Origin of the sequence: Variovorax boronicumulans (assembly GCF_029892485.1) — a bacterium.
In the GTDB taxonomy this organism is placed as follows: Bacteria; Pseudomonadota; Gammaproteobacteria; order Burkholderiales; family Burkholderiaceae_C; genus Variovorax; species Variovorax boronicumulans_B.
Genome location: NZ_JARXVG010000008.1, coordinates 124758 through 138497 on the forward strand (window position 1 = coordinate 124758; position 13740 = coordinate 138497).

General features: G+C 64.8%; 12 protein-coding genes. 6 read left to right on the top strand and 6 right to left on the bottom strand.

Annotated features, from left to right (window positions below; translation table 11 throughout):
* Window positions 1–38: 38 nt before the first annotated feature.
* The gene (locus M2282_RS19525) at window positions 39–842 is read right to left on the bottom strand and encodes an exodeoxyribonuclease III (RefSeq protein WP_280810428.1); all 804 of its coding nucleotides are present in this window, start codon (window positions 840–842) and stop codon (window positions 39–41) included.
* Window positions 843–854: 12 nt separating this feature from the next.
* Between M2282_RS19525 and pyrE the strand changes: the two genes are divergently transcribed.
* Both pyrE and M2282_RS19535 read left to right on the top strand, forming a co-directional pair.
* Window positions 855–1538: an orotate phosphoribosyltransferase gene (gene pyrE / locus M2282_RS19530; RefSeq protein WP_280810429.1), complete on the top strand. Its 684-nt coding sequence runs from the start codon at window positions 855–857 to the stop codon at window positions 1536–1538.
* Window positions 1539–1550: 12 nt separating this feature from the next.
* Window positions 1551–2246 carry a DUF4124 domain-containing protein gene (locus tag M2282_RS19535; protein WP_280810430.1) on the top strand — a complete coding sequence of 232 codons (696 nt, stop codon included), beginning with the start codon at window positions 1551–1553 and terminating at the stop codon, window positions 2244–2246.
* 35 nt (window positions 2247–2281) lie between these two features.
* Here M2282_RS19535 and gatB read toward each other — a convergent pair whose 3' ends face one another.
* The 4 genes from gatB to gatC are packed head-to-tail and all read right to left on the bottom strand — an operon-like array spanning window position 2282 to window position 7484.
* Window positions 2282–3772: an Asp-tRNA(Asn)/Glu-tRNA(Gln) amidotransferase subunit GatB gene (gene gatB / locus M2282_RS19540; RefSeq protein ID WP_280810431.1), complete on the bottom strand. Its 1491-nt coding sequence runs from the start codon at window positions 3770–3772 to the stop codon at window positions 2282–2284.
* 18 nt (window positions 3773–3790) lie between these two features.
* Window positions 3791–5686 (bottom strand): RNA-binding domain-containing protein, encoded by a 1896-nt coding sequence (locus tag M2282_RS19545; protein WP_280810432.1) that lies wholly within the window; start codon window positions 5684–5686, stop codon window positions 3791–3793.
* A gap of 8 nt (window positions 5687–5694) precedes the next feature.
* On the bottom strand, window positions 5695–7185 hold the full coding sequence (gene gatA / locus M2282_RS19550) for an Asp-tRNA(Asn)/Glu-tRNA(Gln) amidotransferase subunit GatA (protein ID WP_280810433.1): 1491 nt from the start codon (window positions 7183–7185) through the stop codon (window positions 5695–5697).
* Window positions 7185–7484 (bottom strand): Asp-tRNA(Asn)/Glu-tRNA(Gln) amidotransferase subunit GatC, encoded by a 300-nt coding sequence (gatC, locus tag M2282_RS19555; protein WP_280810434.1) that lies wholly within the window; start codon window positions 7482–7484, stop codon window positions 7185–7187. Before gatC ends, gatA begins: the two co-directional genes overlap by 1 nt.
* A gap of 212 nt (window positions 7485–7696) precedes the next feature.
* On the opposite strand from gatC, the gene M2282_RS19560 reads away from it, so the two are divergent.
* From M2282_RS19560 to mrdA, 4 genes are all read left to right on the top strand, one after another.
* On the top strand, window positions 7697–8740 hold the full coding sequence (locus M2282_RS19560; RefSeq protein WP_007833435.1) for a rod shape-determining protein: 1044 nt from the start codon (window positions 7697–7699) through the stop codon (window positions 8738–8740).
* Between the two features lie 86 nt (window positions 8741–8826).
* The gene (gene mreC, locus M2282_RS19565) at window positions 8827–9798 is read left to right on the top strand and encodes a rod shape-determining protein MreC (RefSeq protein ID WP_280810435.1); all 972 of its coding nucleotides are present in this window, start codon (window positions 8827–8829) and stop codon (window positions 9796–9798) included.
* A complete protein-coding gene (gene mreD, locus M2282_RS19570) occupies window positions 9795–10316 on the top strand; it encodes a rod shape-determining protein MreD (RefSeq protein WP_280810436.1) in 522 nt (173 codons plus the stop codon). The genes mreC and mreD overlap by 4 nt, the downstream gene beginning before the upstream one ends.
* A gap of 54 nt (window positions 10317–10370) precedes the next feature.
* Window positions 10371–12341, top strand: coding sequence for a penicillin-binding protein 2 (gene mrdA, locus M2282_RS19575; protein WP_280810437.1), 1971 nt, complete (start codon window positions 10371–10373; stop codon window positions 12339–12341).
* A gap of 130 nt (window positions 12342–12471) precedes the next feature.
* Here mrdA and fahA read toward each other — a convergent pair whose 3' ends face one another.
* Window positions 12472–13740, bottom strand: a complete 1269-nt coding sequence (gene fahA, locus M2282_RS19580; protein ID WP_280810438.1) for a fumarylacetoacetase — start codon at window positions 13738–13740, stop codon at window positions 12472–12474.

Consider the following 13740-nt stretch of genomic DNA (forward strand, 5'->3'; position numbering starts at 1 on the left):
ACGCTGAGGGCGGGAAGCATGCAGCATGCTTGGAACGATCAGAGGTTGAAGTCGTAGTCCACCGTGATCGGCGCGTGGTCGCTGAACTTCACGGTCTTGTAGATCTCTTCGGTGCGCGCCAGTGCGGCGATGGCCGGCGTGGCCAGGTGGTAGTCCAGCCGCCATCCCACGTTGTTCGCATAGGCCTGTCCGCGATTGCTCCACCAGGTGTAGGCCTCGTCGGTGGTGTCGGGCTTGAGCATGCGGTAGACGTCCACCAGGCCCGCGCCTTCGGCGCCGGCGTCGAGCAGATTGGTCATCCACTGGCGTTCTTCAGGCAGGAAGCCGCTGTTCTTCCTGTTGCCGCGCCAGTTCTTCAGGTCGATCTCCTTGTGCGCGATGTTGATGTCGCCGCAGAGAACGAATTCGCGCTCCTTCTTGAGCGCGACGAGGTACGGAAAGAAGCCCTTCAGGAAGCGGAACTTGGCCTGCTGCCGCTCTTCGCCCGAGCTGCCGCTGGGGAAGTAGCAGCTGATGACCGAGAACTTGGCGCTAGGCGTGTCGAAGCGCAATTCGAGGTAGCGGCCTTCGGCGTCGAACTCGGCATCGCCCCAGCCCACGATGACCTGGCTCGGAGCGTGCTTGGTGTAGATCGCGGTGCCGGCGTAGCCTTTTTTCTCGGCGAAATGGAAATGGCCCTTGAGACCCGCCATTTCCTCGAAGCGGCCTTCGATGTCGCTGGCCTGGACCCGGATCTCCTGCATGCAAATACAATCCGGCGCGAGTTCGGCCACCCAATCGGCGACGCCCTTGGTGGCTGCCGAACGCAGGCCATTGAGATTGAGACTGGTCAGTTTGAACACAAGGAATTCCCGATGGCTGTAGATGGTGAGAAAAGCAGCGCGGTGGCGCAGGACTTCGTCCAGTTCGCACTCGATGCCGGCGTGCTCCGCTTTGGCGAGTTCAAGACCAAGGCCGGCCGGATGAGCCCCTACTTCTTCAATTCGGGGCTCTTCGACGACGGCGCCAAGATCGCGCGGCTCGCGGGATTCTATGCAGACCGGGTGATCGAGAGCGGCATCGAGTTCGACATGATCTTCGGCCCCGCCTACAAGGGCATCCCGCTGGGCGCCACGGTGGCCGCCGAGCTGGCCCGGCGCGGCCGCAACTACCCCTTTGCCTACAACCGCAAGGAAGCCAAGACCCACGGCGAGGGCGGCAACCTGGTGGGCGCGCCGCTCCAGGGCCGCGTGCTGATCGTGGACGACGTGATGTCCGCTGGCACCGCGGTGCGCGAGTCGATCGCCGCGATCCAGGCCGCCGGCGCCACGCCGCATGCCGTGGCCATTGCGCTCGACCGACAGGAAAAAGCCACCGAGAACGGCGTCGACGTCGACCACAGCGCGGTGCAGTACGTGCGCAACCAGCTGGGCCTGGCGGTGATCGCCATCGCCACGCTGGACGACCTGTTGAGCTACCTCTCGGGCAACGCCGCCGCGGACCTGGGCACACACCACGAGCGCGTGCTGGCCTACCGCACGCGCTACGGCGCCCACTGAGGCCTGGCAGCGATGCGCACACGCGATCACGGCAAACCCGCCCGCCTGCTGGCGGCGGCATCGTTGCTCCTGGCGGGCCTGCCCCTTTACCTGGCTGCGCATGCACAGGGCAAGGACGCACCCGCCGGCGGCATCTACACCTGCACCGACGCGCGCGGCCGCACGCTCACCGCCGACCGGCCGATTGCCGATTGCAACGACCGTGAACAGCGGGAGCTGAGCCCCAGCGGACTCACGCGCCGCAAGATCGAACCCACGTACTCGGCGCGCGAGATGGCCGAACGCGAAGACCGCGCCCGCGAAGCCGCCGTGCAGGCGGCCAAGGCAACCGACGAGCGCCGCCGCGAGCGCGCGCTGCTGGTGCGCTACCCGAGCGCGGCGTCGCACCAACGGGAGCGCAATGAGGCGCTGTCGCAGGTCGACGCGGTGATCCAGGCGGCGCAAAAGCGCATTGCCGAACTGAGCGAAGACCGCAAGAAGATCGACGAGGAGCTCGAGTTCTACAAGAAGGACACGAGCAAGGCGCCGGGCGCGATGCGCCGCAAGCTCGAGGACAACACGCAGAGCCTGGCGGTGCAGAACCGCTTCATTGCCGAGCAGGAAGAAGAGAAGAAGCGCGTGAATGCGCGCTTCGATGAAGAGCGTGCGCGTTTGAAGCCGCTCTGGGGTCCTGCCTCGGGCGGTGCCGCCGCGGCGGCACCGCGCTGAATCCGCCGGGGCCGTGATGCCCCGGGGTTCTTCGGTCAGCCCAGTTTGGTTTTCAGCAACTCGGTGACCTGCGCCGGGTTGGCCTTGCCGCCGCTGGCCTTCATCACCTGGCCCACGAGGCCGTTGAGCGCCTTTTCCTTGCCGGCGCGGTACTCGTTGACGTTCTTCTGGTTCTTCGCGATGACCTCGTCGAGGATCGCGTCGAGCGCGCCGGTGTCGGCCATCGGCTTCAGGTCCTTGGCTTCGATGATCGCGTCGACATCGCTGCCTTCGCCGGTCCACAGGGCTTCGAACACCTGGCGCGCCGCGTTGTTGGGCAGCGTGCCGTCGGCGATGCGCTTGACCAACTGGCCGAGTTGCAGCGCGCTGACGGGCGCGGCCTCGATGCCGATCTCCTGTGCATTGAGACGGCGCGCCATCTCGCCGGTGATCCAGTTGCTCGCGAGCTTCGGTGTGGCGCCGGCTTTCACGGCGTCGTCGAAGTACTGCGCGAGCGCGAGGCTCTGCGTGAGCTGCGCCGCGTCGTATTCCGAGAGGCCGTGGTCGCGCACATAGCGCTCGGCCATCGCGCGCGGCAGCTCGGGCATTTCGCCGCGCACGCGCTCGATCCAGTCGGCCGCGATCACCAGCGGCGGCAGGTCCGGGTCGGGGAAATAGCGGTAGTCGGCCGAGTCTTCCTTGGCGCGCATCGCGCGCGTCTCGCCGGTGTCGGGGTTGAACAGCACGGTGGCCTGTTCGACCTTGCGGCCGTCTTCGATCTCCTCGATCTGCCAGCGGATCTCGTAGTCGATCGCCTGCTGCATGAACTTGAAGCTGTTCAGGTTCTTGATCTCGCGCCGCGTGCCCAGCTTCTCGCCGGGCTTGCGCACCGACACGTTGGCATCGCAACGGAAGCTGCCTTCCTGCATGTTGCCGTCGCAGATGCCGATCCAGGTCACGATCTTGTGCAGCTCCTTCGCATAGGCCACGGCCTCGGCGGTGGAGCGCATGTCGGGCTCGGTCACGATCTCCAGCAGCGGCGTGCCGGCGCGGTTCAGGTCGATGCCGCTCTGGCCGATGAAGTCCTCGTGCAGCGACTTGCCCGCGTCTTCCTCGAGGTGGGCGCGCACGAGGCGCACGGTCTTCTTCTCTTCGCCGAGAAAGAACGACACCGAGCCGCCTTGCACGACCGGGATCTCGAACTGGCTGATCTGGTAGCCCTTGGGCAGGTCGGGATAGAAATAGTTCTTGCGCGCAAAAACGCTGCGCGGCGCCACATGCGAGCCCAGCGCCAGGCCCAGCTTGATGGCACGTTCGACCGCGCCCTTGTTCATCACGGGCAGCGTGCCCGGCAGTGCGAGATCCACCGCGCAGGCCTGCGTGTTGGGCTCGGCGCCGAAGGCGGTGGAAGCGCGGCTGAAGATCTTGCTCGCGGTCGACAGTTGCGCGTGCGTCTCGAAGCCGATGATGACTTCATAGCCGCGCACCAGCGGGCCGGTCGGGCGGCCATGTTGCTGTGCTTCGAAGGTGTTTACGGTTTCGCTCATCTAATAAAAGTTGTTTGATTAGAACAATGCCTTCTGTGTGTTTCTCAGACTAGGGGAGAGTACGTACCCCTTAGACCCGCTGCCCGCCTCGCGCTCAATGAACCCCTGATTTTCTAGGTGGTTGAAGACTCGTCGAATATTTCGATTGAAGCTGTCAAAGGCTCTAATGTCATTTTGATCGTGACCTTCCGATGCCCAAAGCGCAAAGCTGGCTTGCTTAGCACTCACAGTACGGCGAGAACTGAAGTGGTTGTAGCGATAGACGACAGCCAGTGCCTTGCGCCACAGCAAGGCCAGCTCGTCGATAGCGCTCCCAAACCGCTGGCGCAGTTCAACTTCGAAGTTGTCTGACATCAAGCTGCGATCGGCAACATAGATGGGGTAAAGATCTGTGCTTCGGGAGTCGCGGGTGATTAATCCGGCTGCTTCCAAAGTTTTGATTGCTTGCGCGTGGTTGTTATCGGGAGTCAGTAGTACGCAATACTTTCCTTCAAGATTTGCCCACTCGCTTTTGATGAGGTAGGCAAGGACGGCCTTTTTTTCTGTCGACAGTTCTTCGAAGGAGCCGAGCTTTCTTGCAATGTATGCATCTCGGGATTCAAAAAGCTCAGCCATGCGAGCATCAAGCAACTCCCCGGCTTGCAATACCAAGGTAACTTCGTCCGACTTGAATTTGAAGTACGGCAGATTCAGCTTGTTGTCGAGGCTTAGGCTTACCAGTGTCGACATGCCAATCCCCCTGCCTTCCCACTTGCGATAAACACGTAGTACATCTGCAAGACGTGGATTGCGCGGTTTGGTCTCGGGAACGACGCGCAAGAGCGAAGTCGCTTGAGATGGGGTAGTCTGAGGGTGTGTCAGCAATAGCTGATCTCGAAAGCGTCCCGGATTCGATATCTCCAACTGCTTTCCAGGAGTGATTGAGATGACGACCTGTTTATTGATTGAATAGTCGCGGTGCGCCAACGCATTGTTGATCGTTTCGCGAAGAACGGCCTCAGGATATTGGGCTTTGACGACGCCACCTTGCGCCGTCGAAACGCCAGTTTGTATGTTTCGCAGGACATATGCATTTGCTTGCTCAAGGAGCGACAACACATTCGCAATCATGTCTTGCTTGTCTTGGACTACTACTGTTTCGCTGCCGGGTGCGTTGACGTAGCCATGGACATGGGCTCGAAAACCCAGGAGGTCTCCAGGAAAAGCGCCGCAGACTAGTCCGCCCAGCACGGATAGCTTGTCATTGATGAGAAAGCGCTTGCGTGTGAGAAATGGAATCGCATCTTCGGGAGTCGGCTTGAGGCTTTCAATTTTTTGAAGACGATTCAGCTGCAGAATGTACTCATTGACTCGGTCCAGATCTACGCTTTCGATACCCTCCGAGCCAAGAGGATCTAGCTCTCGTGCCTGTGCGATTTCCTCCAAAAACTCCGCGTGGCGATCAAGCTCGTTTTGCTTAATCGCATGGTCACCAGTCAGTTGTCTTTTGTAGGCAGTGCCTTTCAGAAAAACAAACCTCTTGTTTGCCGGGAGCTCATCAACACGCTGCACTGCGATCCGGCCGTCCATGAAAGAGCGTATCTCAGGCGGCGGCAGATACTCTGTCAAATCCAGTGAGCGTCTGTCGGAATCAGTGAATGCTTTGCGGAGTTCGATAAGCTTTGATTCCGCAGCTGCGTCATAGCCCGAAAAAACATACTTTCTGTCAGCGCCTTGTCCGGCTTCCCTGATCCCAACAATGAGCATGCCGCCTCGTGTGTTCAGGAATGCATTCACACTCTTGTAGCACTCGGACCAGTCCTGAGCGTTGGATGGGCAGGTTTTGAACTCGATCGTGTCACTCTCAAGCTCCTCGAAACGAGCTTGAGTAATGAGGGAAGCCAATTGGGCCAAGAGGCTAGACAGGTCGTCCATATGTTTTCTTAGAAGCCCTCCGGCGTGCGCGTGTGCCAGTCGGTGGCTTGTTGGAAGCGGTGCGCTGCGTTCAGCAGCTTCGCTTCGCCGAAGTAGTTGCCGATCAGTTGCAGGCCCACGGGCATGCCGCCGTCGAAGCCCGCGGGCACGCTCATGCCCGGAAGGCCTGCCAGCGATGCGGGCAGCGTGAAGATGTCGGCGAGGTAGTCGGCCACCGGGTCGTCGCCGTGTTCGCCGATCTTCCATGCGGTGGTCGGCGCGGCGGGGCCGGCGATCACGTCGCATTGCTTCAACGCCTGCTGGAAGTCGTCGGCGATCATGCGGCGCACCTTCTGCGCCTGCAGGTAGTACGCGTCGTAGTAGCCGTGCGAGAGCACGTAGGTGCCGATCATGATGCGGCGCTTGACTTCGTCGCCGAAGCCCTCGGCGCGCGTCTTCTCGTACATGTCGGACAGGTCCTTGTACTGCTTCGCGCGATGGCCGAACTTCACGCCGTCGAAGCGGCTCAGGTTGCTCGACGCTTCGGCCGCAGCCAGGATGTAGTACACGGGAATCGACAGCTCGGTGCGCGGCAGCGACACCTCGACGCGCTTCGCTCCGAGCTTCTCGTACTGCGCAAGCGCTGCATCGATGGCGGCGCGCACGCCGGGCGCCACGCCTTCGCCGAAGAACTCCTTCGGCACGCCGATGCGCAGGCCTTCGAGCGAATCGTTCAGCGAGCGGCCGAAGTCTTCGGCGGGCCTGTCGATGGAGGTCGAATCGCGGTCGAGGTCGGGGCCGCAGAAAGCCGACAGCAGCAGCGCGCAGTCTTCAGCCGAGCGCGCCATCGGGCCGGCCTGGTCGAGGCTCGATGCGAAAGCCACCATGCCGTAGCGCGAGGCGCGGCCGTAGGTCGGCTTGATGCCTGTCACGCCGCAGAAAGAAGCCGGCTGCCGGATCGATCCGCCGGTGTCGGTGCCGGTGGCCGCCGGGGCGAGGCGTGCTGCAACAGCCGCTGCGCTGGCGCCGGACGAGCCGCCCGGAATGCGCTCGCGGTTCCACGGGTTCTGCACCGGCACGGCCTTGTCGTGGCCCACGGCGGGCACGGCGACGTTCTCGTTGGCCGAGCCCATCGCGAACTCGTCGCAGCTCAACTTGCCCAGCGTGACCGCGCCGGCCTCGGCCAGTCGGCGCACCACGGTCGCGTCGAACGGCGAGCGGTAGCCCGCGAGCATCTTCGAACCGGCGGTGGTGGCGAAATCGGTGGTGACGAAGATGTCCTTGTGCGCGATCGGCACGCCGGCCAGCGCCGGAGCGTTGCCGGCAGCGATCTGCGCGTCGGCGTTGCGGGCTTGCGCCATCGTGACTTCTTCATTGACGTCGACGAAGGTGCCTAGCGATTCGTGGGCCTTCATGCGGCCGAGAAAGGCCTGCGAAGCCTCGACGGCCGAGACCTTGCGCTCGGCCAGGGCCTTGGCCAGGGCGACCACGCCCATCTGGTGCAGTTGTTCGCCGCTCATTATTCGATCACCTTGGGCACGAGGAACAGGCCCGCTTCGACGGCCGGGGCGCTCTTCTGGTTGGCTTCGCGGTTGTCGGGTTCGCTCACCACGTCGTCGCGCAGGCGCAGCGTGATGTCCTCGATCGCGGCCACCGGATGGGCCAGGGGCTCGATGCCCGATGTGTCGACCGAACGCATACGTTCGACTAAATCAAAAAAGCCATTGATCTGGCTGAGCATGCGCTCGCTTTCATCGGGAGCAAGCTGCAGCCGCGCCAGGGAGGCGATGCGTGCAATATCTGAAGCGTCAAGGGACATGGGTGGGACCGGTCAAAAACCGAAGGTAATCGCACGCCGAAGAGGGTGCTAACACGGGAATCAGAGGGGATTCGGGTATTATCCCGCCTTTGCCGCAACCCCCGCGAACGCGCCGGCTTTTGCGCCAAAAACGATCAATTCACCCCGTCAAACGACCCAAAAATAGAGCGACGACCTGCCGATGCGCAGGCCGTGCTCAGAGGATTCCACACATGTTTGGAGCTTTCCGTCGGTACTTTTCCACCGACCTTGCGATCGACCTCGGCACCGCCAACACCCTGATATTCGCCCGCAACAAGGGCATCGTGCTGGACGAGCCCTCCGTCGTCGCGATCCGCCATGAAGGTGGCCCGCACGGCAAGAAGGTGATCCAGGCCGTCGGCCGCGAGGCCAAGGCCATGCTGGGCAAGGTGCCCGGCAACATCGAGGCGATCCGCCCGATGAAGGACGGCGTCATCGCCGACTTCGTGATCACCGAGCAGATGATCAAGCAGTTCATCAAGATGGTGCACCCGCGCACGCTGCTCACGCCGAGCCCGCGCATCATCATCTGCGTGCCCTGCGGCTCGACCCAGGTCGAGCGCCGCGCCATCAAGGACGCGGCCGAAGCCGCCGGCGCCACCTCCGTCTACCTCATCGAGGAACCCATGGCCGCGGCCATCGGCGCGGGCCTCCCCGTCAGCGAAGCCTCGGGCTCGATGGTGGTGGACATCGGCGGCGGCACCACCGAAGTGGGCGTCATCTCGCTGGGCGGCATGGTCTACAAGGGATCGGTCCGCGTGGGCGGCGACCGCTTCGACGAAGCCATCATCAACTACATCCGCCGCAACTACGGCATGCTGATCGGCGAACCGACGGCCGAAGTCATCAAGAAGAACATCGGCTCGGCCTTCCCGGGTTCCGAAGTCAAGGAAATGGAAGTCAAGGGCCGCAACCTTTCCGAAGGCGTGCCGCGCAGCTTCACCATCAGCAGCAACGAAGTGCTGGAAGCCCTGACCGATCCGCTCAACAACATCGTCTCGGCCGTGAAGAACGCGCTGGAGCAGACGCCGCCCGAACTGGGCGCCGACATCGCCGAGCGCGGCATGATGCTCACCGGCGGCGGCGCGCTGCTGCGCGACCTCGATCGCCTGCTGGCCGAGGAAACGGGCCTGCCGGTGCTCGTGGCCGAAGACCCGCTGACCTGCGTGGTGCGCGGCTGCGGCATTGCCCTGGAGCGCATGGACCGTCTGGGAAGCATCTTCACGAGCGAGTGAACGGGCGCCAGTCCTCATCGCCGGCCTCTGCTTGCATAGGCCGGCTTTTTGTTATTTGATTCCGCACCACCGCCGGGTCTGAATTCATGCCTCTGGGCACGCTCGATCGCACAGCGCCACCCCTGTTCAACCAGGGGCAGTCGGCACTCAGCAAGCTGATCTTCTTCGGCGCGCTCTCCCTGTTCCTCATGGTGGCCGATGCACGCTTTCATATCGTGCAGCCGATCCGCGCCGCCATCGGCGCAGTGCTCTATCCGGTGCAATGGGTGGCGCTCAAGCCGGTGCAGATCGTGATGGGCGGCGGCCGCTACCTCGAAGACCTGCAGACCGCCCAGCGCAACGAGGCCGATGCCCGCAAGGCGCTGATGATGCAGGCCGAGCGCGCGAGCCAGGCCGACACGCTGGCGCAGGACAACGCCCGCCTGCGCGAGCTGCTCGAGCTGCGCCAGACCACGCAGACGCCGGGCCGCGCGGCCGAGGTGCTCTACGACGCGGCCGACCCCTACACCCGCAAGATCGTCATCGACCAGGGCCTCGCCCAGGGCGTGGCGGCGGGCTCGCCGGTGATCGACGCGCGCGGCGTGCTCGGCCAGGTCACGCAGGTGCTGCCTTTCACGAGCGAGGTCACGCTGGTGATCGACCGCGACCTGGCCATTCCCGTGCAGAACACCCGCACCGGCGTGCGCAGCGTGGCCTTCGGCGACGCGTCGGCGCACGGCGGCGGCCTCGAATTGCGTTTCATGGCGGCCAATGCCGACCTGCAGGAAGGCGACCTGCTCTCCACCAGCGGCGTCGACGGCATCTACCCGGCGGGCCTGCCGGTCGCGAAGATCGAGCGCATCGAGCGCCGCGCCGATTCGGCCTTCGCGCGCATCTACTGCCTGCCGCTCGCCCACGTGACCGCCGCGCGCTACGTGCTGGTGCTCGAGCCCACCGGCGCGCCGACCGCGCCGCCGCCCGCCGCCGCTTCCAGCACCCAGCGCAAGCGCCCAGAGGGCAAGCCGGGCGCCGGCAAGAACGAGAAGAAACCCGCGGCGCCCGCAGGAGGTGCCCGATGATCAAGCGTCCCGGCCAGCAGCAGCTGTTGCTGCCCGTCAGCCCGCTCTTCATGTGGACCAGCCTCATCGTGGCGCTGCTGTTCAACATGATTCCCATCGGCCGTGCCGCCTGGATGCCCGACCTGCTGGCACTGGTGATCGTGTTCTGGGGCGTGCACCAGCCTTCGCGCGTGGGCATCGGCGCGGCCTTCGTGTTCGGCCTGTGCATGGACGTGCACCAGGCCTCCATGCTGGGCCAGCATGCGCTGTCCTACACGACGCTGGGCTTCTTCGCGATCATGATTCACCGGCGGCTGCTCTGGTATCCGGTGCTGTCGCAGGCACTGCAGGTGCTGCCGCTGTTTGCGCTGTCGCAGCTGATCGAAGTCATCACCCGGATGGTCGGCGGCGGGGTGTTCCCGGGCTGGACGGTGCTGATTTCGCCGGGTGTCGAGGCTGCGCTGTGGCCCCTGGCGAGCGCCCTCTTGCTTGCGCCCCAGCGCCGCACCCCGGAACCCGACGAGAACCGACCCCTCTAAGCCCAGCCTGCTGCATTTGCCAAAAGCACCGGCACGCGCCTAAGCTCCCCCGCCATGACCGAAATCCGCAACGTCGCCGCCGACCTCGCGCGCTTCAAGCGCCGCGTGATCGTGATCGGCCTGGCGGTGCTGTTCGCGTTCAGCCTGCTGAGCGCGCGGCTGGTCTACCTGCAGGTCACGCGTCATGAAGACCTGGCCGAGCAGGCCGAGAGCAACCGCACGGCCATCGTGCCGGTGGTGCCCAACCGGGGCCTGATCCTCGATCGCAACGGCATCGTGCTGGCCTCCAACTACTCGGCCTACACGCTGGAGATCACGCCCTCGAAGGTGAACGATGTCGAGGAGACCATCGACAGCCTCACCCAGGTGCTCGAAGTCTCGCCGCGCGACCGCCGCCGCTTCAAGCGCCTGCGCGAAGACTCGCGCAGCTTCGACTCCATTCCGATCCGCACCCGCCTGAGCGACGAGGAAGTGGCGCGCTTCGCGGCCCAGCGCTACCGCTTTCCGGGCGTGGAGATCAAGGCGCGCCTGTTCCGCAACTATCCCAACGGCGAGACCGGCTCGCACGTGCTCGGCTACATCGGCCGCATCAACCAGCGCGAGAAGACCGCGATGGAAGACTGGGAAGAGGAAGACCAGGCCAACTACAAGGGCACCGACTACATCGGCAAGCTCGGCATCGAGCAGAGCTACGAGAAGACGCTGCACGGCCAGACCGGCGTGGAGCAGATGGAAACCTCGGCCGGCGGCCGCGCGGTGCGCAGGCTCGCGAGCCATCCGGCCACGCCGGGCAACACCGTCATGCTGTCGCTCGACATCAAGCTGCAGAAGCTGGTCGAAGACATGTTCGGCGACCGCCGCGGCGCGCTGGTGGCCATCGACCCCAAGACCGGCGAGGTGCTGGCCTTCGTGAGCAAGCCCACCTTCGACCCGAACCTCTTCGTCGAGGGCATCGACACCGAGAGCTGGAAAGAGCTGAGCGAATCGCTCGACAAGCCGCTCCTGAACCGTGCGCTGCGCGGCACCTACCCGCCCGGCTCGACCTACAAGCCCTTCATGGCCATGGCCGCGCTGCAGACCGGCAAGCGCGGTCCGAACACGGTGATCAACGACCCCGGCTACTTCAACTTCGGCGGCCACCGTTTCGGAAGCCCCGAAGGCAACCTGGGCGGTGTCGACATGCGGCGCTCGATCCAGCTGTCGAGCAACATCTACTACTACTCGCTGGCCAACGAGATGGGCGTGGACCTGATCCACGACTTCATGAAGCCGCTGGGCTTCGGCCAGATCACCGGCATCGACCTGGGCGGCGAGGTGCGCGGCGTGCTGCCGAGCACCGAGTGGAAGCGCAACGCCTACAAGCGGCCCGAGGCCAAGAAGTGGTATGCGGGCGAGACCATTTCGCTGGGCATCGGCCAGGGCTACAACGCCTTCACGATGCTGCAGCTCGCGCAGGCCACGGCCATCGTGGCCGACGGCGGCATCAAGCACAAGCCGCACCTTGTGCTGGCCACGCGCAACACGGTGAGCGGGCAGGTGGTGCCGCTGCCTCAGCCGCCTGCGGAAAACCTGGGCTTCACCGCGGCCAACGTCGCGGTAGTGCGCGAAGGCCTCACCAGCGTGGTCACCAGCGGCACCGCGCGCAGCGTGTTCGCGGGCGCGGGCTACCAGGCGGCCGGAAAAACGGGCACGGCACAAGCCGTGACGCAGGCGCAGAACACCAAGTACAACGCCCGCGCGCTCGAGGAGCACCAGCGCGATCACGCCCTCTTCATGGCCTTCGCGCCGGTGAACGACCCGAAGATCGCGGTCGCGGTGATCGTGGAGAACGCAGGCTGGGGCGCCGGCGCCGCGGCACCCATTGCGCGCCGGGTGTTCGACTACTGGCTGATGAACCAGTACCCGAGCGAAGCGGACATGGCGGCCGTCAGGATCGGCAAGGCTGCCGCGCCGATGGGCAAGCCGCGCGTGGCGAGCGAAGTGGCGTGGCCGGTGGCCGCCAGCGCGACCGCACCGGCACCTTGAATCTCTTGCTCCCTCTCCCCTCGGGGAGAGGGTTGGGGTGAGGGTGAGCGGCGATCGAGGCCGCACGATGTTGCGAGGCCCACGGCCCTCACCCTGGACCTCTCCCGCAAGCGGGAGAGGGGACAAGACCCTAGGCCACCACGGTGCCGCTGACTTCCCCCAGCCCGATACGCACCGCACCCGCGCGCTCGCAGTAGCCGCGCATGACCAGCGTGTCGCCGTCTTCCAGGAAGGTGCGCTTCTCGCCGTTCGGCAGCGTGATCGGCTGCTTGCCGCCCAGCGTGAGTTCTATGAGCGAGCCGGCCTCGTCGGGCTTCTGGCCCGACAGCGTGCCCGAGCCCAGCAGGTCGCCGGGCTGCAGGTTGCAGCCGTTCACCGTGTGGTGCGTGACCAGCTGTGCGGCGGTCCAGTAGGCGGCTTCGGTGGTGTTGCCGCGCGTGAGGCGCGCGGGCGCGACGCCTTCGGCGCGCATCTTCGCGGTCTGCAGCAGCACCTCGAGCGTGATGTCCAGCGCGCCGCTGTCGCGGTTCGACGGGGCATCGAGGTACGGCAGCGGCTGCGGGTCGCCTGCGGGCCGCTCGAACTTCGCGCGGAATGGCGCCAGCGCTTCCATCGTCACGATCCACGGCGACAGCGTGCTCGCGAAGTTCTTGGAAAGGAAAGGGCCGAGCGGCTGGTATTCCCAGGCCTGCAGGTCGCGCGCCGACCAGTCGTTGAGCAGCGTCACGCCGAACAGGTGATCCTCGGCTTCGCCGATGGCAATCGGTTCGCCCAGCGCATTGCCGCGGCCGACGAAAAAGCCCAGCTCCAGCTCGTAGTCGAGCCGCTTCGATGGGCCGAAGCTCGGCTCGGCGGCATCGGGCGCCTTGGTCTGGCCCTGCGGGCGCTTGAAGGCCTGCCCGCTCACGCCGATGGACGAGGCGCGGCCGTGGTAGCCGATGGGCACCCACTTGTAGTTGGGCATCAGCGGCTGGTCGGGGCGGAAGAGCTTGCCGATGGTGGTCGCGTGGTGGATGCCCGTGTAGAAGTCGGTGTAGTCGCCGATGCGGCAGGGCACGGTCATCTCGGCCTTGGCTTGTGCCATCAGCGCCTTCGACCATGCCGCCTGCCTGTCGCTGCCTTCTGCGAGGCCCGCGGAAATTGCGGCGCGCAGGGTCCGGCGCTCCTTCGCGCTGGCGCTCATCAGCGCGTTCATGTCGTCGGTGTCGACGAGGCCCGCGGCCTTCAGGTCGAGCACCTGGTCGCCGATGGCGACGCCGATGCGAAAAGCCTCGCTGCTGCCGGCGCTGCGAAAGCGGCCGAAGGGAAGGTTCTGGATCGGGAAGTCGGTGCCGGCCTCGTTGGCCGAGGCGACCCAGCTGCGCAGCTTGGGGTCATGGGTGGCGTTCAGTGCGGTCAT

Coding starts and splice junctions, on each gene's coding strand:
- pyrE (WP_280810429.1), top strand. CDS start 855: ATGGCTGTAGATGGTGAGAAAAGCAGCGCGGTGGCGCAGGACTTCGTC.
- M2282_RS19535 (WP_280810430.1), top strand. CDS start 1,551: ATGCGCACACGCGATCACGGCAAACCCGCCCGCCTGCTGGCGGCGGCA.
- gatB (WP_280810431.1), bottom strand. CDS start 3,772: ATGAGCGAAACCGTAAACACCTTCGAAGCACAGCAACATGGCCGCCCG.
- M2282_RS19545 (WP_280810432.1), bottom strand. CDS start 5,686: ATGGACGACCTGTCTAGCCTCTTGGCCCAATTGGCTTCCCTCATTACT.
- gatA (WP_280810433.1), bottom strand. CDS start 7,185: ATGAGCGGCGAACAACTGCACCAGATGGGCGTGGTCGCCCTGGCCAAG.
- gatC (WP_280810434.1), bottom strand. CDS start 7,484: ATGTCCCTTGACGCTTCAGATATTGCACGCATCGCCTCCCTGGCGCGG.
- M2282_RS19560 (WP_007833435.1), top strand. CDS start 7,697: ATGTTTGGAGCTTTCCGTCGGTACTTTTCCACCGACCTTGCGATCGAC.
- mreC (WP_280810435.1), top strand. CDS start 8,827: ATGCCTCTGGGCACGCTCGATCGCACAGCGCCACCCCTGTTCAACCAG.
- mreD (WP_280810436.1), top strand. CDS start 9,795: ATGATCAAGCGTCCCGGCCAGCAGCAGCTGTTGCTGCCCGTCAGCCCG.
- mrdA (WP_280810437.1), top strand. CDS start 10,371: ATGACCGAAATCCGCAACGTCGCCGCCGACCTCGCGCGCTTCAAGCGC.
- fahA (WP_280810438.1), bottom strand. CDS start 13,740: ATGACCGCACTGAACGCCACCCATGACCCCAAGCTGCGCAGCTGGGTC.